This is a genomic window from Epilithonimonas sp. (assembly GCF_036780765.1).
In the GTDB taxonomy this organism is placed as follows: domain Bacteria; phylum Bacteroidota; class Bacteroidia; order Flavobacteriales; family Weeksellaceae; genus Epilithonimonas.
Map to the genome: position 1 here is coordinate 475073 of NZ_DAIQCG010000001.1, position 24036 is coordinate 499108.

24 protein-coding genes are annotated in these 24036 nt (G+C 34.9%); 12 read left to right on the forward strand and 12 right to left on the reverse strand.

The genetic code is table 11. The features are described from left to right. Nucleotides 1-21: 21 nt before the first annotated feature. The 4 genes from V7P73_RS02270 to V7P73_RS02285 form a co-directional block, all read right to left on the reverse strand. Nucleotides 22-276 carry a DUF3820 family protein gene (locus V7P73_RS02270; protein WP_333851540.1) on the reverse strand — a complete coding sequence of 85 codons (255 nt, stop codon included), beginning with the start codon at nt 274-276 and terminating at the stop codon, nt 22-24. A gap of 12 nt (nt 277-288) precedes the next feature. After that, nucleotides 289-1377 (reverse strand): AI-2E family transporter, encoded by a 1089-nt coding sequence (locus V7P73_RS02275; RefSeq protein WP_333851120.1) that lies wholly within the window; start codon nt 1375-1377, stop codon nt 289-291. Nucleotides 1378-1394: 17 nt separating this feature from the next. Continuing rightward, on the reverse strand, nt 1395-2138 hold the full coding sequence (locus V7P73_RS02280) for a beta-carotene 15,15'-monooxygenase (protein ID WP_333851122.1): 744 nt from the start codon (nt 2136-2138) through the stop codon (nt 1395-1397). A 70-nt stretch (nt 2139-2208) separates the two neighbouring features. Beyond that, the gene (locus V7P73_RS02285) at nt 2209-2916 is read right to left on the reverse strand and encodes a hypothetical protein (protein ID WP_333851124.1); all 708 of its coding nucleotides are present in this window, start codon (nt 2914-2916) and stop codon (nt 2209-2211) included. Nucleotides 2917-3041: 125 nt separating this feature from the next. Between V7P73_RS02285 and V7P73_RS02290 the strand changes: the two genes are divergently transcribed. Together V7P73_RS02290 and V7P73_RS02295 are read left to right on the forward strand one after the other, a co-directional pair. Next, a complete protein-coding gene (locus V7P73_RS02290; protein ID WP_333851126.1) occupies nt 3042-3986 on the forward strand; it encodes an aminodeoxychorismate synthase component I in 945 nt (314 codons plus the stop codon). Continuing rightward, nucleotides 3970-4596: an aminotransferase class IV gene (locus tag V7P73_RS02295; protein ID WP_333851128.1), complete on the forward strand. Its 627-nt coding sequence runs from the start codon at nt 3970-3972 to the stop codon at nt 4594-4596. Before V7P73_RS02290 ends, V7P73_RS02295 begins: the two co-directional genes overlap by 17 nt. Before the next feature lie 105 nt (nt 4597-4701). Here the strand turns inward: V7P73_RS02295 and menD are convergent, their stop codons facing one another. The 3 genes from menD to V7P73_RS02310 form a co-directional block, all read right to left on the reverse strand. Then, nucleotides 4702-6366, reverse strand: coding sequence for a 2-succinyl-5-enolpyruvyl-6-hydroxy-3-cyclohexene-1-carboxylic-acid synthase (gene menD, locus V7P73_RS02300; RefSeq protein WP_333851130.1), 1665 nt, complete (start codon nt 6364-6366; stop codon nt 4702-4704). Nucleotides 6367-6428: 62 nt separating this feature from the next. Further along, nucleotides 6429-7469: a PA0069 family radical SAM protein gene (locus V7P73_RS02305; RefSeq protein WP_333851131.1), complete on the reverse strand. Its 1041-nt coding sequence runs from the start codon at nt 7467-7469 to the stop codon at nt 6429-6431. A gap of 250 nt (nt 7470-7719) precedes the next feature. Further along, on the reverse strand, nt 7720-7914 hold the full coding sequence (locus V7P73_RS02310) for a hypothetical protein (protein WP_333851133.1): 195 nt from the start codon (nt 7912-7914) through the stop codon (nt 7720-7722). 158 nt (nt 7915-8072) lie between these two features. On the opposite strand from V7P73_RS02310, the gene V7P73_RS02315 reads away from it, so the two are divergent. From V7P73_RS02315 to V7P73_RS02330, 4 genes are read left to right on the forward strand one after another with little or no spacing between them, the layout of a single operon-like run. Further along, nucleotides 8073-9392: a 2TM domain-containing protein gene (locus V7P73_RS02315; RefSeq protein WP_333851135.1), complete on the forward strand. Its 1320-nt coding sequence runs from the start codon at nt 8073-8075 to the stop codon at nt 9390-9392. Nucleotides 9393-9410: 18 nt separating this feature from the next. Beyond that, nucleotides 9411-9710 carry a 2TM domain-containing protein gene (locus V7P73_RS02320; protein WP_333851137.1) on the forward strand — a complete coding sequence of 100 codons (300 nt, stop codon included), beginning with the start codon at nt 9411-9413 and terminating at the stop codon, nt 9708-9710. Further along, a complete protein-coding gene (locus tag V7P73_RS02325; RefSeq protein WP_333851139.1) occupies nt 9697-9999 on the forward strand; it encodes a 2TM domain-containing protein in 303 nt (100 codons plus the stop codon). Before V7P73_RS02320 ends, V7P73_RS02325 begins: the two co-directional genes overlap by 14 nt. A 40-nt stretch (nt 10000-10039) precedes the next feature. Further along, nucleotides 10040-10786, forward strand: coding sequence for a LytR/AlgR family response regulator transcription factor (locus tag V7P73_RS02330; RefSeq protein ID WP_333851141.1), 747 nt, complete (start codon nt 10040-10042; stop codon nt 10784-10786). A 53-nt stretch (nt 10787-10839) separates the two neighbouring features. Here V7P73_RS02330 and V7P73_RS02335 read toward each other — a convergent pair whose 3' ends face one another. Continuing rightward, complete coding sequence (locus V7P73_RS02335; RefSeq protein WP_333851143.1) at nt 10840-11148, reverse strand: hypothetical protein; 309 nt, start codon at nt 11146-11148, stop codon at nt 10840-10842. 217 nt (nt 11149-11365) lie between these two features. Beyond that, nucleotides 11366-12553 carry a tRNA 2-thiouridine(34) synthase MnmA gene (gene mnmA, locus V7P73_RS02340; protein WP_333851145.1) on the reverse strand — a complete coding sequence of 396 codons (1188 nt, stop codon included), beginning with the start codon at nt 12551-12553 and terminating at the stop codon, nt 11366-11368. 280 nt (nt 12554-12833) lie between these two features. Here mnmA and V7P73_RS02345 point away from each other — a divergent pair, with 280 nt between their 5' ends. Further along, nucleotides 12834-13358 carry a hypothetical protein gene (locus tag V7P73_RS02345; protein WP_333851147.1) on the forward strand — a complete coding sequence of 175 codons (525 nt, stop codon included), beginning with the start codon at nt 12834-12836 and terminating at the stop codon, nt 13356-13358. A 195-nt stretch (nt 13359-13553) separates the two neighbouring features. On the opposite strand, the gene V7P73_RS02350 is transcribed toward V7P73_RS02345, so the two are convergent. After that, nucleotides 13554-16088, reverse strand: coding sequence for an ATP-dependent Clp protease ATP-binding subunit (locus V7P73_RS02350; RefSeq protein WP_333851149.1), 2535 nt, complete (start codon nt 16086-16088; stop codon nt 13554-13556). Nucleotides 16089-16260: 172 nt separating this feature from the next. Here V7P73_RS02350 and V7P73_RS02355 point away from each other — a divergent pair, with 172 nt between their 5' ends. The 3 genes from V7P73_RS02355 to V7P73_RS02365 all read left to right on the forward strand — a co-directional run bounded on the left by V7P73_RS02355 (nt 16261) and on the right by V7P73_RS02365 (nt 18169). Continuing rightward, complete coding sequence (locus tag V7P73_RS02355) at nt 16261-16476, forward strand: uroporphyrinogen decarboxylase (protein WP_074235918.1); 216 nt, start codon at nt 16261-16263, stop codon at nt 16474-16476. 1 nt (nt 16477) lies between these two features. Beyond that, a complete protein-coding gene (locus V7P73_RS02360) occupies nt 16478-17584 on the forward strand; it encodes a glycosyltransferase (protein WP_333851152.1) in 1107 nt (368 codons plus the stop codon). 69 nt (nt 17585-17653) lie between these two features. Next, on the forward strand, nt 17654-18169 hold the full coding sequence (locus V7P73_RS02365) for a DUF4251 domain-containing protein (protein ID WP_333851154.1): 516 nt from the start codon (nt 17654-17656) through the stop codon (nt 18167-18169). Here the strand turns inward: V7P73_RS02365 and meaB are convergent, their stop codons facing one another. Beyond that, complete coding sequence (gene meaB, locus V7P73_RS02370) at nt 18170-19156, reverse strand: methylmalonyl Co-A mutase-associated GTPase MeaB (protein ID WP_333851155.1); 987 nt, start codon at nt 19154-19156, stop codon at nt 18170-18172. Nucleotides 19157-19244: 88 nt separating this feature from the next. Here meaB and V7P73_RS02375 point away from each other — a divergent pair, with 88 nt between their 5' ends. Then, nucleotides 19245-19535: a c-type cytochrome gene (locus V7P73_RS02375; protein WP_333851156.1), complete on the forward strand. Its 291-nt coding sequence runs from the start codon at nt 19245-19247 to the stop codon at nt 19533-19535. A gap of 68 nt (nt 19536-19603) precedes the next feature. On the opposite strand, the gene scpA is transcribed toward V7P73_RS02375, so the two are convergent. After that, nucleotides 19604-21727: a methylmalonyl-CoA mutase gene (gene scpA / locus V7P73_RS02380; RefSeq protein ID WP_333851158.1), complete on the reverse strand. Its 2124-nt coding sequence runs from the start codon at nt 21725-21727 to the stop codon at nt 19604-19606. 378 nt (nt 21728-22105) lie between these two features. Between scpA and htpG the strand changes: the two genes are divergently transcribed. Then, the gene (gene htpG, locus V7P73_RS02385) at nt 22106-23995 is read left to right on the forward strand and encodes a molecular chaperone HtpG (protein WP_333851160.1); all 1890 of its coding nucleotides are present in this window, start codon (nt 22106-22108) and stop codon (nt 23993-23995) included. Nucleotides 23996-24036: the final 41 nt, after the last annotated feature.

Sequence of the window (24036 nt, forward strand, 5' to 3'; positions counted from 1 at the left end):
TCAGTTTCCAACATTTTTTATTTAAAACCTGTAAGTCGTAGTCTTAGGTTTTTGATAATCCACTTTTCCACGGATTGGAATTAATAGATCCATCAAACCATTCAGTTTGATCTCATAAATTGTTGAGAGTTGCATTCCCAATTTTCCTTTTGGGAAACCTCCGTTTCTGATAAACCATTCTAGATAAGAAACAGGCAGTTCTGCTAGGATTGTATTTTGATACTTGCCGAAAGGCATCTTCACAGTACAAATTTCTACAAGGATTTCAGGGTTTATTTCTTCTTCCATTTAAATTATAATCTTAGTCACATCTATATCATCATCTTGATTAGGAAATTTCAAGGGCGGAGGTGTGTCTTCTTCCGAAAATTCATCCCTGTAAACTTGGATTAGCATAACAGTAATTGACATTAGAATTGGACCAAAAATAAGTCCCATAAACCCAAAAATGTTCATACCCATAATAATTCCAAAAACGGTGATTAAAGGATGGATGTCTTCTAATTTCTTCAATAATGTAAATCGCAGAAGATTATCGGTTAAACCGACTACCACAAGACCATAGATTAAAACCCCAACACCCGCACCTGTTTGTCCTTCAGCAATCATAAATATCCCTACAGGAAGATAAACAATCGCAGCGCCGACAACCGGCAACATAGATGCAAGAGCCGTTAAGGCAAATAAAAGCATCGGACTTGGAGCACCAAAAATATAATAACCAATCAAAGCGACAATACCTTGTCCAAGAGCAACCACAGGAATTCCAATCGCGTTTGCCATTACTAACTTTACAAATTTATCTCCCAGCATTTGCGTATTTGTTCTCTTGAAAGGCATTGCTTTGGCAACAATTCTTTCAAAAAGTCTGGCTTTTACAAACATAAAATACAAGATAAAATACATCGAAACAACTACTGTAAAAGTATTGAAAGTCGTGCTCAAAGCTTTTGTAGAAAATGTTCCTGCAAAATTGGTGACTTTAGTAATATTATCTTTGCTGAGGATATCAAATCCCACTTTCTGATAAACAAATTGATGAATCTTCTCCAGGAATATATTGAATTTCTGCATATAAACCTGCGCATTTCCCATTTTGGAAACCAATTGGTCAACTGTAAAATAAACGGGTAAAATCAGAATAACAAGAGAGCCTAACATCAGAACTGTTGATGCAAGCCAGGGTTTCCAGTTTTTTTCCTCAATCAAATAAAAATTGAATTTTCTACAAATAATGTAAAGCGTAACTGCTCCTAAAAAAGAAGGAATAAATAATGCCAGATTCCAGCAAATTAACCCAACTAAAACACATATAACAAGAATTAATGCAATCTGTTTAATAATAACAGAATCTATTGGTTTACCAGAATCTGACATAGTTTATTTTAAAATTTTTATGGTGTTAATTGTCTTGGTGCGCCACAAATAGCGCAATATGCAGAATACATAACTGCTATAAAGAAAAATCCAGTAAAAATAATGCCAACCCCACAAAGAAATACGCCACAAAACGAAATTAGAATGCCTAAAAAAGAAGCGCCCAAAAGAACACCGTAGTTTTCTTTAGTCAATTCGAAGGATTTGCTAAGAGTATCACCCACGCTTTTATTCTCAAAAAATACAATTGGAAGACCCAAAAAGAAAAATGGAGCGATAAAAATAGCAGGTAAAATACACATAACAAACAAAATAGAAATCGCAATATTGGCAATTACTAAAAACAAAATAATGTTACCAGTATTTTGTTTATATCCGATAAATAAGTCAGAGAATTCAATTTTTTGCTTATAATTAGCTTTATTCAAAACGTTTAAAATGCCTGTGTAAATAGGATAGAATAAAACTCCTACAAAGAATGAAAGTCCCATTGTCGCCCGAAATCCAGGAATGTGAGATATCGCAGAATAATCACCATTTCTTAAAGAATCATTAATTATTTCCTGAGCCTCCAAAGAATCATACCCAACAAGGCTTTGCAAAATAGATGATACGATAGATGATACGATTGCAACCCCAATCAAAGTTACAATAGAATAAAGAATAATTGTTTTATAATTCTCAAAAGCGTGAGAGATTATTGCACCGGTTTCTTTAATTGGCGAAACAGCTCTGGTGTCAAATTCACTGAAATTGTCCATAAAAGTTTATTTTGTAGTTGATTATCAAATCTACATAAAAAATTCTTGAATCGAATAAAATCAATAATAATTATTCCTGAAAATCAGCAATTAAGTATTTGTAAAGAACATAAATCATCGCATTCCAAAACGGAAATGTCAAAAATAGTCCAAAACCGAAAGCCAAAATTCCCGAATAGGAAAAAAGTATTGAGACAAAACTTGCTATCAAAATCAAAATAATATTCTTCTGAAAAGTCTGAATATTAATCTTGAATGCTTCAAAGAAATTACTATGTCTAAAGAAAATCAAAGCTGGGATAAGCAACATCATCGGAATCCAAATCAATGTAAAAACAGACAAGTAAGTATTGATAACACTCCAAAACAATGAATAAATGGCAAAAACGAAAAAGTAATGTCCTCGAAATCCTACAAAAAGGTCATTCATTTTCGGAGTTTCTCCCAAGTCTAATTTTCTGTAGATTTTAAAAAATCCAATATTCAATGGAAAAATAACAGCCTTAATAACCAAAACGACCATTGCAAAAGAGAGCGCATTTTGTGTCTGCATTAGCGCTTCATACTTTTTCAAAAATGCTTGAGTGTCTGTGTAAAATAAGTTTTGAAATTTCTGAACTTCTTCAAAAAGTCCATAATATCGGAACGCATACATCGCAGCGAACATAAAAATCGCAAAGTAAATTGCACTGAACAAAAACTGAAATGGCAGTGTTCTCATCCAATATTGGTAAGCCTCTGTTAATATTATTCCGATTTCTGGTTTTTGTGTCGTCATTTCTCAAACTTTTTTGCAAAAATAAAGGATTGGAATTGATAAACCACATTTTAAGTCTTTTATCTTTTCTCTACCATCTTTTTTATATTTTTGTTTTTATGTTTGAGAATCCCGAGTTTCAGAAAATGGACGAGTTGTCTGAGAGAAAAGAACCTTTTTTTTTCTTGATTAATTTCTTGATGGATGAAGTCAAAATTTTTACTGAAATTGAAATTCAAAATAATACTTTTTTGATTGATTTCCCGAATATTACAAACATCAATTATCAACACGAAGATATTACAAATTTTGAATGGAAATCATTTCCTGAAACCTTAGAAAAATATCAAAAAGGATTCGAAATAGTTCAGGAAAATCTAAGAAAAGGAAATTCTTATTTAACGAATTATACTACTAAAACTGAAATTGAAACCAGCTTAAGTTTAGAAGATATTTTCAAATTTTCAAAGGCAAAATATAAAGTTCTGTTTAAAGATGAATTCGTATTTTTCTCACCGGAAACTTTTGTAGAAATTGTTGATAACAAGATTTTTACACATCCGATGAAAGGAACAATCGATGCAGAAATCGAGGATGCAGAAAATATTCTTAAAAATGACCCGAAAGAAAAAGCGGAACACTACACGGTAGTGGATTTATTGAGAAACGATTTGAGTATGGTTGCGGATAACGTTCAGGTTAAAGAATTTCAAAGAATCGATTATATCAAAACCAAGCAGAAAAATCTCTTGGCGATGAGTTCCGAAATCGAGGGAGAAATCAAACCAGAATATCAAAATAAAATCGGGACAATTCTTCAAAAATTGTTGCCTGCAGGTTCTATTTTAGGTGCTCCAAAACCAAAAACTTTGGAAATCATTTTGAAAGCCGAACAATATGAGAGAGGGTTTTATACAGGAATTGCAGGTTATTTTGACGGTAAAAATCTGGATTCCTGCGTGATGATACGTTTTATTGAAAAAGAGAACGAAAGGCTGTTTTTCAAAAGCGGAGGTGGAATTACCCATCAAAGTGACCTTGTCAGCGAATACGAAGAAATGAAAAACAAAATCTATGTCCCGATTTATTGAAAGCATCAAAGTTGAAGATCAAAAAATTTTCCTGAAAGAACTTCATCAAAAAAGAATGAACGACACTTTTTCACACTTTGGAAAAGAGTGTAAAATTGATATTTATAGTTTATTTCTCAATCTAGAACACGATGAAGATGGACTTTACAAATTCCGAATCGAATATGATTTAGAGAATAATTTCAAGACGCTAATTATCCCTTATGCAATTTCAGAATTAGATGATTTTGAATTGGTTATTGATAATGAAATCGATTATATTTTTAAGTCTGCTGATAGAACTCAACTACAAAAATTGAAAGATAAAAGTTACGCCGACGAAGTCATTATTGTGAAAAATAATCATATTACAGACACTTCATATTCCAATCTTTTGTTCTTGAAAGATAAAATTTGGTTTACGCCGAAAAGCCATCTTCTGAATGGTGTAATGAGACAGAATCTTTTACAATCAAAAGAAATCAAAGAAATAGAAATCACTTTAGATAATATCAAAGAATTCTCACATTTTCAGCTTATCAATGCTTTGAATGACTTCGATGATATGTTCATTTATCCAATTGAAAAAATTATCAATTTGCCGAAAGAAGAATCGGATTTGGAGTTTTAAGTTTATCAAAGTTTTTTGGACTATCGCTGATTCTGCAAATAACGCTGATTTTAAACTAAAAAAATCTGCACAATTATCTTAATCTGCGAGAACAGATTGAATAAATTACTTTAACGCTTCAAAATACTGTTTCAAAATATCCGCATTATTACATTCCGAAGTCATTACTTCCAAGATTTTCGGTTTAGCATTTGGTTTGAAAAAGTTAGGTAAAATGCGGTCAAGAGAAATCTCGTCTTCAACTCGTGTATAATCGAATCCGAAATTCTTTGCTAACAATTCCGCGTTTCTGTGATGTTGGGTTGCAATGAACTCGTCCAAAGCGTTGGTTCCACTTGGTCCAGGAATGATTTTGAAAATGTTTCCCTCACCATTATTGAAAATCACAATTCTCGTGTAAGGTGGAATATACTGATTCCAAAGTCCGTTGATGTCATAGAAAAACGACAAATCGCCGGTAATCAAAATCGTGGGTTCATCTTCCATCATTGCAAATCCCATTGCGGTAGAAGTACAACCGTCGATTCCGCTGGTTCCACGGTTGCAATACACGTCATATTTTTGATATTCAAATAATTGTGCATATCGAATTGCCGAAGAATTGGAAAAATGTACTCGGTAATTTTCCGGAATTTGATTCGATAATTGATTGAAAAGATAGAAATCCGAAAAAGGTGCTTTGTTAAGATATTCTTCGTGCTTGGCGTCTTTTTTATCTTTTAGAACATCCCAAAGATTGAAATAAGCTCTTGGTTCCAGATTGATAGATTTCAATAATTTGGAAAAGAAAACTTCTGGTTTTGTTTCAATCTTCTGACTCAAAACATAATAAGTATCTGGCTGCCAATATTCATCGATATGCCAATGCTGTTTTGGTTTTGCTTTTCTCAGGAATTGTTTCACCCTTTTGGAAACCACATTTTGTCCGATTGTAATCAATAAATCTGGTGCATAAGTATGATAATCTTCCTCAGAAAAATCGGTGATATATCGGTCGATATGAGCGAAAAATTTATCGTGCTGAAGATTGGAATTCATTTCTGTTAAAACAACAACCGTGTGATTTTTAACCAATTGTGAGAGTTGAGCTTCCAATTCCGGATTGGGAGGCAATGTTCCAGCCAAAATCATAATTCTTTTGGAAGTATGCCAATCTGCAACAAGATTGGAAGGTAATTCGTAATTCTTTTTCTGAATAGTTTTCTCAACCGCAGGCATTACAGGCAATTCTTCCAACAAATTGTAAAGAGGTTCTGTCAAAGGAATATTGATGTGAACAGGACCGCTTTTTTCGATGCACAGCTCAACCGCTTTTTTGATGGTTTCGAAATTATATTCATCAGCGCCATCTTTTTCATCTTCCAACAATTCGAAATCGCCGTAAGAATGCTGCTGGAAAATATTTTTCTGACGAATGGTTTGTCCGTCGAATAAATCCACAAAATCCACCGGTCTGTCTGCTGTCAGAACCAAAAGCGGCACATTCTGATAAAATGCTTCCACAATAGCCGGATAATAATTGGTAGCTGCAGAACCACTTGTACAAGTAATCGCTACAGGTTTTTTAATCGATTTTGAAATTCCCAAACCTACAAATGCAGCCGCTCTTTCATCCACAATACTGTAACATTGGAACGCATCAATCTCAGAAAAATGAATTGCCAAAGGTGCGTTTCTGGAACCTGGAGAAATGATGATTTTATCGATGCCGTATTGTTCAAGAATATGTGCGAGAATTTGGATGCTGCGTTTTGCGGAATATTGCTTCATTTGGGAAAATTACTGAGAAATAAATCAGTTTGCAAATTTAATCAAAAGCAATTGAATTCTTTCTAAAACAATCGCAATTGTTGCGTTCTGCTTCCTGTAAAATGCTCAGTTGTCAAAACTGCTCTTTCCTGATTATTAAAAAATTTCTTCTTTCCGATTTCAAAGGTTTTATGAATCATTTCTGCAATGTTTCCTTCACCTTTATACCTTTCGTAAAATCGTTTCTCACCAAGATTTCCGCCTCGCATTGAGCGGATTAGATTCAGAACTTTATCTTTTCTGTCGGGGAAATGCGCTTCCAGCCATTGGACAAAAACAGGTTCAACAGTATCATTCAGCCTAACCAAAGTATAACCACAGCTTCTTGCGCCAGCTTCGGAAACAGATTTCATAATTGATAAACTTTCGTCACTTGTCAAAGCCGGAATTACTGGCGCAATCATCACATTCACAGGAATATTTATCTCGGATAAAACTTCAATCGCTTTCAATTTGTTTTTTGCGGTGGAAGTTCTTGGTTCCATTACTCTTCTCAAATCTTCATTCAAAGTTGGGATACTCATATTGACAAAAATCAGATTTTTCTCTGCCATTTTTTCAAGAATATCCAAGTCTCTCAGTATCAAAGCGTTTTTGGTAATGATAGAAACAGGATGTCTGTAATCCAAACAAACTTGTAGCAATTTTCTGGTGATTTCAAATTGTCTTTCAATGGGTTGATAACAATCGGTATTTCCAGAAAGCATTATCGGTTTTGGAACGTAAGATTTCTTCTGAAAAGTTTTTTCCAAGAGTTCCGGTGCATTTTTCTTAACCATCAATTTTCTTTCAAAATCGATTCCGGCGCTATAACCCCAAAATTCGTGAGTCGGTCTTGCAAAACAGTAAGAACAGCCGTGTTCGCAACCTTGATATGGATTCATCGAATAATCCATTGCCAGATCTGGACTTTTCACAACATTGATAATTGTCTTCGGAAAAACTTCGGTAACCTGAGTCTTGATTTTGTCCAATTCATAGTCTTCCGGTTCGAAAGTATATCTGTCGAAGCGGTTGATGACATTACGTTGTGCCCCTTGACCTTTTGGAATTAAATCTGACATAAATTGATGAAAACTAACGCAAAGGAACAAAGAAAAGTGATTAATAAATCTATTTTAAATCGCAAAGTTTTGCGTCTTACACAAGTTAATAACGAAATAAACTTTCCGCCTTTGCGATAAAATGATTGGAATTGTTGTTTCAAAATTATCACTTGGAAAATGAAAAATATCTTAAAATTCTGGAAAGTTTTCCACAAAAAAATCCGGCTCATAAAGAACCGGAAATTTTGTATAATTAAATAGTGTGTGTTTAAAGGAATGCGTCCAGTTCTATACCATCATTTGGAGAAGCATAATATTTTTTTGGCGAACCAAAAAGCAAATGATGGTCAGAATAATCACTGTTATAAATTTTGTTTTTTAAATATTTCCTTACTGCAATTGCACTCAGGACCGCGGCTGTACCAAATAATCCTGCAAATATTATTTCGATATTTCTCTTCATACCAATATTAATTTCCGTTCTCAAAAGCAAATAGCGTTCCCTTTTTGGTTTCTACAAAATGGCAATTTTTACAATTCGGTCGGTTTTTTCTACAGTTCGGTCAATATTAATTGCTTAACTTCTGATATTGAAATAATTTTGAACCAACAAATTAAAAAATGAATAAGAAACCATTAATAACAATCTCGTGGATCACACTTGGCTCAGCCATTTTTTTCTTCACTTTTTTTTCAGATGAAAAAACCTTGGAAAGCTTTGGTTATAACTTGCTTATTTCGGCGATTTATGCATTCGGATTAGGCTTGAGCAATGGTTATTTGAATGATTTTCTTAATAAAAAACTGTCTTGGGCAGACCAAACGAGGCTGAGAACAATTCTTGGAATCATCGCTACCATTATTGTCAATTTCGTAGTCGTTTATGCTTGTAATTATTTGAACTATGTTATCATCCAAAAAGTGGCAACTACAGAACAGTTTTTTTCTGGAAAGTATAATTTTACCAATTGGTTTATGGTCAATTTTGCATTGATGATTTCGGCATTCCTTCACGCCAAAGGTTTTATGGAGGAACTGAAAAAGAATACCAAGAAAGAAGTTGTAGAGCAAAAGTTAATAGCAAGATCTGCCAATGCTCAATTCGAATCTTTGAAGAATCAATTAGACCCACATTTTCTTTTTAATTCTCTGAATGTTTTAACAGCTTTGATTGATGAAAATCCAGAACAGGCACAGAAATTCACAACATCGATGTCAAAGATTTACCGTTACGTTTTGGAACAGAAAGACAAAGAAATGGTAAAAGTGGAGGATGAGATAGAATTTGCTAAAATCTATTGCAACCTTCTGAAAACCAGATTTGAAGACAGTGTAAATTTCACTTTTAATGTTAATAATGATGATTTACAAAAACTGGTAGTTCCACTTTCATTACAATTATTGTTAGAAAATTGCATCAAACATAATTTTGCAACATCCAACAAACCTTTGAATATCAGAATCTTTACAGAAGGAAGATTTCTTTGCATCGAGAACAATCTTCAAGTCCGGGAACAACTGACGGAAAGTGCCGGAATCGGTTTGGCAAATATCGTCCAACGTTATGCTTTGCTTACCAAAGAAAACGTTTTTATAGAAAAATCAGAACACAATTTTAAAGTAAAAATTCCAATATTAACAGAAAAAAAATCTCAAGAAATGACCACTTATACATCAGAAACCACAGAAAATCTAGCTTACGAGAAAGCCGTAAAAAGAGTAAAAGAATTGAAAGGATTCTACGGAAATTTGATTTCTTACTGCATCGTTATTCCTTTTTTGGTTATCATCAATCTATTGACTTCTCCTGAACAGAGATGGTTTTATTGGCCAATGTTAGGCTGGGGAATTGGATTGGCAGCTCACGGGATGAATGTTTTCGCAATAGGTAAAAACTGGGAAGAGAAGAAGATTCGTGAAATAATGAATAATCAGAAATAATTTTAAAAATCACGCACAATGGAAAATATAAATAAAGAAAATCCACGTTACGTAATGGCAGTGGAAAGAGTTCGGAAAATAAAAAAATTCTATTCGGGAATCTTAGTTTTTGCAATTGTGTTTGCAGTTGTTTATGGAATTAAATTCTTCAAAAATGGTTTTCCACAAAATCTTGGAGAGATGCAGGTTTCTTGGATTTTCATCATTTGGGGATTGATTCTGGCCGTCAAAGGAGCCAAATTATTTTTCTTCAATTCCGACTGGGAAAGTGATATGATTAACAAAGAAATAAAAAAACAAAACAATGGAAATTATTAATAAACAAGACGATATCAAATATCTTGAAGCTAAGAAAAGAGTAAAAAAACTCAAAGGTTTTTATTCACATTTAACGATTTATATTCTTGTCAATCTGTTTATTGTATTTATCAATATTCAGGATTTGAAACCTGGTGAAAGTTATTTTCAATATAAGAATTTCATCACTTTGTTTTTTTGGGGAATTGGTCTGGTAGCTCACGGAATGAGTGTTTTTATTCCGCAATTTGTTTTGGGAAGAAACTGGGAAGAGAGAAAAATTAGAGAATTAATGAATAAAGAAAAATAATATTTTCCATAATTTCGAATTAATAAAAAGCTAACTAAAAATGATAAGAACGATAATCATCGAAGACGAAAAACCAGCAGTCAGAAGGCTTGAAAAATTATTAGGCTTATTTTCTGATTTAGAGTTAGTTGCGAGTCTTCATTCTGTGGAAGAAGCAGTGGATTGGTTTCAGGAAAATGAACATCCACAACTGATTTTTTCGGATATTGTTTTAGGCGACGGATTATCGTTTGATATTTTTGATAAAGTCTCAACCAAAGCTTTTATCATTTATACGACGGCTTTTGATCAATATACTTTGAAGGCTTTCAAGCTTAATAGCATTGATTATCTTCTGAAACCGATTGAAGAAGAAGATTTGGCTAAAGCCATTGAAAAATTCAAATCGTTTTTACCAGAAGAAGGGTTGGTTAATTCGCAGGAAATCAGACAAATCATTCGGAAAGAGAAATCGACACTTTCTAGAATTTTAGTCAAAATCGGGTATAATTTGAAAGTCGTTTCGATTAATGAAATAAGTTGTTTCTACAGCGAAAACAAAATCGTTTACCTCCAAACCAAAGAACGAAATTTCCCAACAGATTTCACATTAGACGAATTGGAAAATGTTTTGGACGACACGAAATTTTTCCGCGTAAATAGACAATTCATCATCAGTTCAGATTACATCAAAAACATCCACACATCTCCGAATTACAAAGTCGATTTGGACTTCCAACCCAATGAAGAAATCTCGGTAAGCAGAGAAAGAGTGAAGGATTTTAAAGATTGGCTGGCTGGAAATTAAAACAAAACTCCCAAAATAATTCGGGAGCTTGTGAAAAATATGATTGATTGTGTTTATCTTCTTGGACCATTCATTGCAACATCTCTGTCTTTTTTCCAGTCTTTGTGCTGATAAGCCATATAATTCTCATATTGTTGCTTGTTCAATATTTTTCTGATTCTGGCGTCATATTCTCTCTGGCTCAGTCTTTCTCTTGAAAGGTTATCAATTTTCTTTTGCTGAGCTGGAGTTAAACGGATTCCCGCAAAATCTTTTTGATATTGATGAGTTTCAACTTTTACGTTTCTCATTCCGTTTTCTCTTTTTTGTGCACTAGCAGCGAATGCGATAAATAAACTTGCTGCTAAAACTAACTTTTTCATAATTTCTAAAATTTTAATGTTAATATTAATTAGCGTTCTTGTTTATTTAGATTCAATATTGATGCCTGAAAGCGCCATTTCTAGGGACTTATAGAAGAATGAGTGTTATTTACCGACGAAGAAATCAAATGTATAGATGAACGCTTTTATTTGAGAAATTCGAATAAAAAAACCATTCAAAATTTTGAATGGTTTTATATTTAAACACGTTTTTAATCTAGCTGATAACCCCACTTCCAATCAATTCATCATCGATATACCAAGCAGCAAATTGTCCTTCAGCAATTGCCGATTGTGGGTTTTCAAATTCCATAAAAAAGCCTTCTTCGAATTGATAAATCGTTGCTTTTTCCAAAGTTTGTCGATAGCGGATTCTTGCCATAACATCCATAGATTCTCCGTTTTTCAATTTCAAATCCTCACGAACCCAATGAACTTCAGAATTATCAATTTTCAAAGCTTTTCTGAAAAGACCAGGGAAATTTCTTCCTTCACCAACAAAAATAATATTGTTTTCCATTTCTCTGGAGATGATAAAACAACTCTCTTTATGTCCACCGATTCCTAAACCTTTACTTTGTCCGATGGTAAAAAATTGCGCACCTTGATGCTTGCCAATCACTTTTCCATCTTCTTTTTTATAATTGATTTTCGCCGATATATATTCCAATTCTTCCTGTTTTGAATTGAAGCTGGGTTGAGGTTTATGATATTCAGCAAAATCATTAAAGATTTCTACAATTTCACCTTCTTTCGGAACCAACTGTTGCTGAAGAAATGTCGGTAAACTCACTTTCCCAATGAAACAAAGGCCTTGCGAATCTTTCTTATCTGCCGTTACCAACCCTTGTTCTTTTGCAATTTCACGAACTTCAGGTTTTGTTAATTCTCCAATTGGAAATAAGGCTTTTGATAACTGATCTTGACTCAACTGACAAAGGAAATAACTTTGGTCTTTGTTGTTATCTTTTCCAGCCAAAAGATGAAAAACTTCTTTCCCTTTTTCATCAACTGTCGAATGAACTCGCGCATAATGGCCAGTCGCAACTTTATCAGCACCAAGCGATAAAGCCGTTTTCATAAACACATCGAATTTTACTTCGCGGTTACAAAGTACATCTGGATTTGGTGTTCTTCCTTTCTGATACTCATCGAACATATAATCTACAATTCTTTCTTTGTAGAGTTCACTCATATCAATCACCTGAAACGGAATTCCTAATTTTTGTGCGACGAGAAGCGCATCATTACTGTCTTCTATCCAAGGACACTCGTCCTCCAAAGTTACCGACGCATCATTCCAGTTGCGCATAAAAAGTCCGATAACCTCGTGACCTTGCTGTTGCAAAAGATAAGCGGTCACGCTAGAATCTACGCCTCCGGAAAGGCCAACTACTATTTTCATTTAATTTCAATTTTACGAAACTCTTGACGGGAGTTCTTAGTTTGATGCTGCAAAAATACGATTAAAATATTCGCCAAAAAACCATAATTTTAGACATTGAGAAAATCGATATTGTGAAATAAGTTATAATTAATTTTTACTTGGGCAACTATTCCGCCTTCCACTCCCGCTATTTTTTTTGCCATCGCTTTTCCAGTCGCAAAAAATGAGCTTCGTTCAAGTCGGGTTGCAAGAGATTCGGTTTTCCAAATTCAATTGATAACATTAAAACTCAAATATTATGAAAAAAAATTTCACTTTATTCTTGATGCTGATTAGCTTTTGGTCATTCCCTCAAATTGCAATGAGTTCTGGAACTCAAAATAATCGTTGGACTTTTGGAGGTGGTTTAGGTGTAGGATTTGGGAGTAATTCTTATTTCAATTTTCAGGTTTCACCGAGAGTTGGTTATAAAATCACAGACCAATTAGAAGGTGGAATTATCGGAAACGTCTCTTGGCAAACTTCGGATTATTACAAATCAACAATGTTTGGTGTTGGTCCTTTCGCGAATTATTATTTTGTTCGATCGTTTTTCGTTGGTGCTAATCTTCAGCAATATTTCATTAACTCAACGGAGAAATATAATAATTATAAATTCCGTACAGATGAAACTGCTCTTTATCTTGGTGGTGGTTACATACAGAGTTTAGGAAATAATGCTTTTGCACAATTTGGTGTTATGTACAATGTGCTTTGGAAAGAGAATAAAAGTATTTTCAGCAGCGGATTCGTGCCTAGTGTCGGTTTTGTAGTGGGATTATAAAAAAATAAAACGCTCCCTTATTTTCATTATTCTGTGTTTAATCTGGAATAAGAGCATCTGCAGTAGTAAATGAAGTCTTCTTTCGTAATGCCAACTAAGTTTTTTAATTGGTAGTCTATGGATTATGGATTCAGCATTAATGATAGCATAAAAAAATGACCACCTAAAATGTTCAGGTGGTCAACTTATTTTAATTTATTCTTTGATACTTTCTTTTGTGCCTTTCGCTTTCTGCGTCTCGCCTTCCAGTCCGTCTTTAGCTTCATTGACTTTCAGAATCACGGTTTCTCCTTCACTGAATTGCTTATTCACAAGCATTTCTGCTAAAAGGTCTTCGATGTATTTTTGGATAGCACGTTTAAGTGGTCTTGCTCCAAAATCTTTGTCCCAACCTTTTTCTGAGATGAAATCTTTGGCTTCCTCAGTCAATTCAACTTTATAGCCTAATTTTTCAAGTCTGCTGTAAAGTTTTCCAAGCTCGAGGTCGATGATTTTCTTGATATCTTTTTGCTCAAGAGAGTTGAAGATAACAATGTCATCAATTCTGTTAAGGAATTCTGGTGCGAATGCTTTTTTCAAAGCACTTTCGATAGTTGACCTAGCTCTTGCATCAGAATTGGTTTTCTTCGCATTAGTCCCGAATCCAACGCCATCACCGAAATCTTTGATATCTCTTGTTCCAATATTTGAAGTCAGAATGATAATTGTATTTCTGAAATCAATTTTTCTTCCAAGTGAATCGGTTACAAAACCTTCGTCCAGGATTTGCAATAAGATATTGAAAACATCTGGATGTGCTTTTTCAATCTCGTCTAAAAGTACAACTGCGTAAGGTTTTCTTCTAACAGCTTCTGTTAATTGTCCGCCTTCTTCATAACCAACGTATCCTGGAGGCGCTCCAACTAATCTGGAAACCGCAAATTTCTCCATATACTCACTCATATCGATTCTTACCAAAGCTTCATCGGAATCAAATAATTCACGAGCCATTACTTTGGCCAATTCGGTTTTACCAACCCCTGTTGTTCCGAGGAAAATGAACGTTCCGATAGGTCTGTTCGGGTCTTTCAATCCAGCTCTGTTTCTTTGGATAGCTTTCACTACTTTTTTCACAGCGTCTTCTTGACCGATAACTTTTCCGTTCAGCTTATCATCCATCTGAGCCAGTTTATCCAACTCATTTTTACCAACTTTTGTTACTGGAACGCCGCTCATCATAGAAACAACTTCCGCAACGTTTTCTTCAGAAACTTCTTCTTTTTTCTCTTTTACATCTTTATCCCATTGTTCTTGAGCGAGATTCAATTCGATTTGAAGTCTTTCTTCTTCGTCTTTCAGCTTTCTTGCCTCAAGATAATCCTGAGCTTTCACTGCTTTTTGTTTCAATTCCTTCACTTCTTCGATACGAGATTCGTGGTCGATGATTTCGGTAGGAACTTTCATATTTTTGATGTAAACTCTAGACCCAGCCTCGTCCATCGCATCAATCGCTTTATCCGGCAGGAATCGGTCTGTGATATATCTTGATGTGAGATTAACGCATGCCGCAATAGCCTCGTCTGTATAAACAACGTTATGATGATCTTCGTATTTGTCTTTAATCTGATTCAGGATTTGAATCGTTTCTTCAATAGAAGTCGGTTCAACCATTACTTTTTGGAAACGACGTTCCAAAGCTCCATCTTTCTCGATGTACTGTCGATATTCGTCCAAAGTTGTAGCCCCAATGCATTGGATCTCTCCTCGTGCCAAGGCAGGTTTAAACATATTAGAAGCGTCTAAACTTCCTGTAGAACTTCCAGCACCTACAATTGTATGTAACTCATCAATGAAAAGAATGACATCTCTGTTTTTTTCCAATTCCGTCATTATCGCTTTCATTCGCTCTTCAAATTGTCCACGATATTTGGTTCCTGCAACCAAACTTGCAAGGTCAAGTGTAATCACTCTTTTACCATAAAGAACTCTGGAAACTTTCTTCTGCTGGATCCTCAAAGCTAAACCTTCTGCAATCGCAGATTTACCAACTCCAGGTTCACCAATCAAAAGTGGATTGTTTTTCTTTCTTCTTGATAGAATCTGAGAAACTCTTTCAATTTCTTTTTCACGACCGATAACTGGATCTAATTTTCCGTCTCTTGCAAGCGCTGTCAAATCACGACCAAAGTTGTCCAAAGTAGGAGTCTTGCTTTTCTGCGCACCAAGATTCCCAGAAGGTTTCTTCATTTGGTTGTAAGGCTCATCCTTCTCATCGTCATCATCGTAAGCGCTGTTTTGTGGCAATTGGTCGGTATTTTTCAACATCGTTCTATATGCTTTTTGAACGGCATCATAATCGATATCGTAAGCCTGAAGAATACTGGATGTTGGATCTTCCTGTTTATACAAGATTCCTAACAAAAGATGTACAGTATTGATATCTGCAGATTGATATTGACGACATTCTAATTCTGACCTTTTCACAGCTTGGTCGGCCATTTTTGTAAAAGAAATACTTCCCATATTTGCAGTGAAAGGGTTACTGTTCACAGCACTTAGGGTTTCTATTTTTCGTTTTATCTGAGTGAGATCTGCGCTAAGACTCTCAAGAATCTCTTTCGCAGAATTTTCAGTTTTGATAATTCCTAAAAGGAAATGTTCAGTATTCAGAAACTCACTCTGCAAACGCCTTGCTTCATTTTTGCTTTGCTTGAACACGCGGTTCAAACCGTCTGAAAATTTATAATCCATAATTAAAATTATACACTAAGTTATGTTTTTTATAATCAATCCTACAATAAATAATTGTAAAATTTAAATATTTGGTTGCAAATAGATTGCCATTAGAAAAAAATGGACTTTATGACCTGATTTTTTTATCATTGTAAAATTGATTAGGTTTGTGATAATTAAAATTTAATCAATGGAAAACTGGTCAGAATATGTTGGATATTTGGCTTCTGCTTTTATAGTTGGAGGCTTTCTGTTAAAGAATATTACTGCCATCAGAACGATTAATTTGTTAGGATGTATATGCTTTGTGATTTATGGTATTTTTAGCGGAATGCTTTGGCCTGTGATTATTCCCAATGGCATTCTTGCCTTTGTCCAAATTTATTATATCTTAAAAAAAGACTAGTATGAAAGTCATTGTAAGTGTTTTTAATAACCTTTACACAGACCAGCGTGTAGAAAAAGTCTGTAAAACACTTTATGATAATGGTTACCAACCTGTTTTAATTGGCAATAACTGGATGGGTACACCCGAAATGCAAAGACCTTATCCTTTTTTCAGGATTAATTTGAAGTCCAAAAAGTTGAGGTTTGCCTATATAGAATTTCAGCAAAAACTCTATAAAGAAATCAAAAAACATGCTGACAATAAGACCATTTTATTAGCCAATGATTTGGAAACGATAATGCCAAATTATCTGCTTTCTAAAAAATTAGGAATTCCAATAATTTTTGACAGCCACGAGATTTTCACAGAAATGCCATCACTCCAAGGTCGTTGGATAAAAAATGTGTGGAAAAAAATCGAAAGCACTTTTGTTCCAAAGATTAAAAAAATGATAGCAGCAAGTGACTCTTATGCTAATTGGTTTGCAAAAGAATATAAAATTAATAAACCAGTTGTTGTTAATAATCTTCCGAGGAAAATTGAATTTAAAGGGACAGCTGAAAATTCAACAAAAGTTATTCTTTATCAAGGCTGGTTGAATTACTCTAGAGGGATAGATAAAGCCATTCTTGCAATGCAATCGATTGAAAATGCGGAACTTTGGATTGCAGGCGGAGGACCAATGGAAAATGAATTTAAACAAATTGCTATTCAGGCTAATGTTTTGGATAAAGTCCAATTTCTTGGGAAATTATCACCAGATGACCTTCGGAAATTGACACCAAAAGCAGATGTTGGTATCAGTATTGAAGAAAATAATGGACTGAGTTATTACTATTCTTTACCCAACAAAATCTCAGATTATATCCAATCCCGAGTGCCTGTTGTTGTATCCGATTTTCCGGAAATGAAGAATATCGTGAATACTTTTGGTGTTGGAGAAATTATCGAAAATCATTCTCCTGAACATCTTGCAGAAAAATTAAAAATTGTTCTGGAAAAAGGAAAAGCTGCATATCTTCACAATCTAAATGTAGCTGCGGACGAACTTTGCTGGGAAAATGAGGAAGGTAAAATCCTCAGAATATTCTCAGATTGCAAAAAAGAATTAGAGCGCAGCCATTAACCTTTTTGTTTATTCCGTCATCTAAAGATTGTACGATTTTTGATGATTAATCTTTCTAAAATAATGAATATGAGAACTTTTATATTAATGATAAGTTTTGCGCTGATGACAATTGGTTGCGGAAGTCAAATATATCTTGATCCTGTAACATTGAATTCTGCTATAGAAAATAAAGAATTTGATTTCAATGCAACGAAGGCATTTCCAACGAATTATGATGTGTTGAATGTGATGAACTCGATGCCAGGATCACCAGGAACCCGAATTCTGAACCTTGATCCAGGTTATGGTTTTAATCTAAAAAAAGATTTGTTCAGTGTTTATCTACCTTATTTTGGAAGAGCTTTTACTGCGACTCCTGGAGATGCAAACAATGGCGGAATAAAATTCGAATCCAAAGAATTTACGGTAAAACAATCTGCTACTAAAAAAGGAAATACATTGTTGATTATCACACCAAGAGATACGAAGGAAAACTATATTTTTAATCTTGAGATTTTCAAAAACGGAAGCGGATTCTTATCCGTAAGGTCTAATAATAGACAACCAATCAGCTTTGACGGAACTATTTCAGCAACGAAATAATTAATTCTCAAATAATTTTTTAACAAAATCATTGGCTTCAGAACTTGGATTAGACAACAGTTCTGCAGCATTTTTTTTATGTTCCTGGAATGAGTTTTCCAAAAGATGGTCATTTTTAGCTTTCTCAAGAATATATTCTCGTACCCAAAATTCAAATCGTTTTTGAGCTTGATTTTTTCTGGTTTCGAGGAAAGTTCCATTCTTAATTTTCAACGAAATATAATCCTCGATTTTATTAAAAATGTCGTCCAATCCAGATTTTTCCAAAGCTGAGCCAAGAATCACAGGAATTTTCCAATTTTTTTCTTTCGGAGTGATGAATTGCAATGCTCTTGTCAATTCGGTTTTTGTCATTTTAGCTTTAGAAAGATTCTCGGAATTGACTTTATTAATGAAAATTAAATCTGCCATTTCCATTATTCCACGCTTGATTCCTTGCAATTCGTCACCAGTTCCGATGACTTTTAGAAAAAGAAAAACGTCCGTGATATCATTGACTAAAGTTTCACTTTGCCCAACACCAACGGTTTCTATCAAAATATAATCAAAACCAGCGGCTTCACAAATCAAAAGACTTTCGAAAGTTGTATTCGCAATGCCACCAAGAAATCCAGAACTTGGACTTGGGCGAATAAACGCATTTGGGTCTTTTGCCAATTCTTCCATCCGTGTTTTATCGCCAAGAATACTTCCTTTGTTGATTGAGGAACTTGGGTCGATTGCCAAAACAGCGACTTTTTTTCCTTGTTCAATAGCGTATTTTCCAAAGCTTTCAATAAATGTCGATTTTCCGGCGCCAGGAACTCCGGTAATTCCAATCCGAACAGATTTTCCCGTGAAAGGTAGAATTTCTTTTAATAATTGATCCGCAATTTCTCGATGTTCAGGCTTTTTGCTTTCGATAAGTGTAATGGCTTTTCCCAAAATCCTTTTGTCAGAAGATTTGATTCCGGAGATGTAATCTTGTAAACTGATTGTTCTGCTCATTGGGAATTTGGAATTGTTACAAATTAGGCTTTAGGTAATTTTCGGAGTCTTATATTTTCTATTTTTGATAAGAATAAAATCCAAAAATATGAAAAAAACGATATATGCCTTGTGTTTTGTAGGCGCAATTATCTACTCGTGTACAACAAAGACCGTTGCAACTTCCACAGCTTCTATCAACACTAGCGAAGAGTATGTAACTAAAGGTAAAACCGTATTTGATGAAAATTGCGGCAAATGCCACGGTCTTCCGGAAGCTTCTGACCACACCGCAGAACAGTGGAGCAAAATCATCGCAAGAATGGCCCCAAAAGCAAAACTGAATGCGGATCAAACTAATTGGGTTTTGGCTTACGTCACGGTTAATGCTAAGAAATAATATTGACAATTAAAACAAAAGGAAATCATTAATTGGTTTCCTTTTTCTTGTATTAATTTTCTAATATTTTAGGCTAAAAATTTCTCTAAAATCTCCACAGCACATTTTGGCAAATTGGTTCCAGGACCGAAAATAAAATCGGCGCCATTAGCATACAAGAATTTATAGTCCTGTTGTGGAATAACACCGCCAACGACAATTGTTATGTCGTCTGCGCCCAATTTTTTCAGTTCTTCAACAACTTGTGGAACGAGTGTTTTGTGACCCGCAGCCAAACTGGAAACCCCTAAAATATGAATGTCATTCTCTACAGCTTGTTTCGCCACCTCTTCCGGAGTTTGGAACAATGGCGCAACATCAACATCGAATCCCATATCGGCGAAAGCAGTCGCAACAACTTTTGCACCACGGTCGTGACCGTCTTGTCCCATTTTCGCCACCATAATTCTTGGTCGCCTTCCTTCCGCATCTTCAAATTTCTGACTTAGGGAAACTGCTTTTTCGAAATATTCGTTTTTTCCTGCATTCATAGCGTAAACTCCTGATATGGTTCTGATATTGGCTTTGTAACGTCCGAAACTTTCTTCCATCGCATCGCTCATTTCTCCCAAAGTTACTCTTCTTCTTGCTGCTTCTATGCAAAGTTCAAGAAGATTTCCGTTGCCGGTTTTGGCGGTTTCTCGGATTTTATTTAAAATTTCTTCGACAGATTCTGCATTACGATTTGATTTAATCGAGTCTAATCTTTCGATTTGTTTTCTACGGACTTCTGTATTGTCGATGTCGAGAATGTCGATGTCGGTTTGTTTTAGATTGGATTTGAAGGAATTAACACCGATGATGAACTCTTCTCCACTATCGATTTTTGCTTGTTTTCTTGCCGCGGCTTCCTCGATTCTCATTTTCGGGATTCCGGCTTCGATAGCTTTTGTCATACCTCCTTCTTTTTCTACTTCATCGATGTATTTCATCGCTTCGTCAATCATTTGTTGAGTTAATGATTCGACTAAGTGACTTCCGCCCATTGGATCGACCACATCACAAATTCCGCTTTCTTGTTGAAGAATGATTTGGGTATTTCTGGCAATTTTTGCAGAATAATCTGTTGGCAAAGCAATCGCTTCATCCAAAGCATTGGTGTGCAAAGACTGAGTTCCACCTAATGCAGAAGACAACGCTTCAATAGCAGTTCTTGTAATATTATTGAAAGGTTCTTGTTCCGTCAGACTCCAGCCGGAAGTCTGCGAGTGTGTTCTGAGAGTTAATGATTTTTGATTCTTAGGATTGAATTGTGTCAAAAGATTTGCCCAAATATAACGTGCAGCACGCATTTTTGCGATTTCCATAAAGTGATTCATTCCGATGGCCCAGAAAAAGGATAATCTCGGAGCGAAATCATCGATGTTCATTCCAGCTTTTATTCCAGTTCTTACATATTCTAAACCGTCAGCAAGTGTATAAGCCATTTCCAAAACCGGCGTTGCGCCAGCTTCCTGCATATGATAACCGGAAATTGAAATCGAGTTGAATTTCGGGATATTTTTAGAGGTATATTCGAAAATGTCTGCAATGATTTTCATTGAAGGGGTTGGCGGATAGATGTAAGTATTCCGAACCATAAATTCTTTCAGAATATCATTCTGAATAGTTCCTGACAGTTTATCCTGAGAAACACCTTGCTCTTCTGCAGCGACAATATAGAAAGATAAAATCGGTAAAACTGCGCCATTCATCGTCATCGAAACTGAGATTTCGTCCAAAGGAATCTGATCGAAAAGGATTTTCATATCCTCAACAGAATCAATCGCAACGCCTGCTTTTCCAACATCGCCAACGACTCTTGCGTGGTCAGAATCGTAACCTCGGTGTGTTGCCAAATCGAAAGCTACGGAAAGTCCTTTTTGTCCGGCTTGAAGGTTTCGTCTGTAAAATGCATTTGATTCTTCTGCTGTTGAAAATCCTGCATATTGACGGATGGTCCAAGGTTTCTGAACGTACATCGTGGAATAAGGGCCTCGAAGAAAAGGTGCAATTCCTGCAGAACCTTTCAAAATGCTTTTGTTTTTGACGTCTTCTGCTGTGTATTTCGATTTCAGTTCCAAACCGTCTTTTTCAAAAATGTAATTTTCTGAATTTGAATCGAAGTCAATGTTTTGAAAATCAGGGTTTTGGTTTTTTATTTTGTGGCGCATTTTTCCTTTTATCTTGTGAAAGTAAATGTAATAAATTTTGAAAATGTGGTGAACCACAAAAGGCACAAAAGTTTTCGTCTAATGGTTTTAAACGCAAAGTTCGCAAAGATTTTTTGTCATACTAAATGTTTTTAAGGCTCGCAAAGGCGTAAAACTCATCAAAGAATTAAAATGAAATATTTTTTACACAAAGGCACTGAAATTTTAAAGTTGAATTGTTTCTTAAGACACAAAGATTTGACTTCGTCAAATTTTATTATAGTTTTTCTTGTGAAAACTTTTGTGGTTTCTGTCAAGCGACAATTTGTCATTAATTTTTGGATGGTCTTTTTTTTGAGATTTGACTTTCAGAAATTTAAAACAAAAAATAATATAAATATGGCAACAGGAAGTATTAATGTATCGGTGGAGAATATTTTTCCGCTGATTAAAAAGTTTCTTTACAGCGACCACGAGATTTTTCTGCGTGAGTTGATTTCTAACGCGACGGATGCGACAACGAAGCTGAAACACCTGACAACAATTGGCGAGGCGAAAGTTGAATACGGTAATCCGATGATTGAAGTGAAGATTGATAAAGACGCGAAAACGCTGACTATCAAAGACCAAGGAATCGGGATGACGGGTGAGGAAGTTGAAAAATATATCAATCAAGTGGCTTTTTCTGGCGCTGAAGAATTCCTAGAAAAATATAAGGATTCTGCGAAAGATGCTGGAATCATCGGACATTTTGGTCTTGGATTTTATTCGGCGTTTATGGTGGCGGAGAAAGTGGAAATCTTGACTAAATCTTACATAGAAGATGCAAAAGCAGTTCGTTGGATTTGCGACGGAAGTCCAGAATATACACTTGAGGAAACGGAAAAATCTGACAGAGGAACGGAAATAGTGCTACATATTGCGGAAGATTCTACGGAGTTTTTGGAGGAATCTAAAATTCGTGAACTTTTGACAAAATATAATAAGTTCAATCAAATTCCGATTAAATTCGGGACGAAAACTGAGACTTTGCCTTTACCGGAAGGTTCTGCCGAAGATGCGAAAGCTGAAACAGTTGAGGTTGATAATATCATCAATAATACCAATCCAGCTTGGACAAAATCACCATCTGAATTGAAAGATGAAGATTACAACAATTTCTACAGAGAATTGTATCCGATGCAGTTTGAAGATCCATTGTTTCACATCCACTTAAATGTGGATTATCCATTCAACTTGACTGGAATTTTGTTCTTTCCGAAATTAGGAAATAACCTGAATATTGAGAAAGATAAAATCCAGTTGTATCAAAATCAAGTATTTGTAACGGATGAGGTTAAAGGAATTGTTCCGGATTTCTTGATGTTGCTAAGAGGTGTGATTGATTCGCCGGATATTCCGTTGAACGTTTCTCGTTCTTATCTTCAGGCTGATGGTGCAGTGAAGAAAATCTCTTCTTACATCACGAAAAAAGTGGCGGACAAAATGGTTTCTTTGATTAATGAAAATCGAGAAGATTACAATAAAAAATGGAATGACATCAAAATCGTTATTGAATACGGAATGATTTCGGAAGATAAATTCTATGAAAAATCTGACAAGTTTGCACTGTATCCAACCACTGATAACAACTATTATCTTTGGAATGAACTGATTGATAAAATCAAACCAACTCAGACTGATAAAGATGGAAAAACAGTTATTCTATATGCTAATAATGCTGATGAACAACACAGCTATATCGCGTCTGCGAAAGAAAAAGGTTATGAAGTTCTATTGTTGGATTCTCCGATTGTTCCGCATCTAATCCAGAAATTGGAAGCATCTAAAGAAAACGTTTCTTTTGCGAGAGTTGATGCTGACCACATTAATAATCTCATCAAAAAAGATGAGCCAGTTATTGCTAAACTAAATGATTCGGATAAAGAAACTCTAAAAAAGGAAATCGAAGAATCAATCAATGACACGAAGTTCACTGTTCAATTAGAAGATTTGGATTCTACAGATGCGCCATTTACTTTGACTCAGCCAGAATTTTTCAGAAGAATGAAAGATATGCAGGCCACTGGCGGTGGCGGAATGTTCGCAATGGGCGGTTTCCCAGAGATGTATAATTTGGTGGTGAATTCTAATTCTGATTTCGCAGGAGAATTACTGAAAAAAGATAATGCTGAAGAGAAAAAAGCGATGATTAATCAAGCTTTGGATTTGGCAAAATTATCTCAGAATCTTTTGAAAGGAAAAGAGCTGACAGATTTTATCAAGCGTAGTTTTGAGAGTTTGAAATAAACTTAGATATTAATGAAAAAGAAAAAGGAACTCAATTTTGA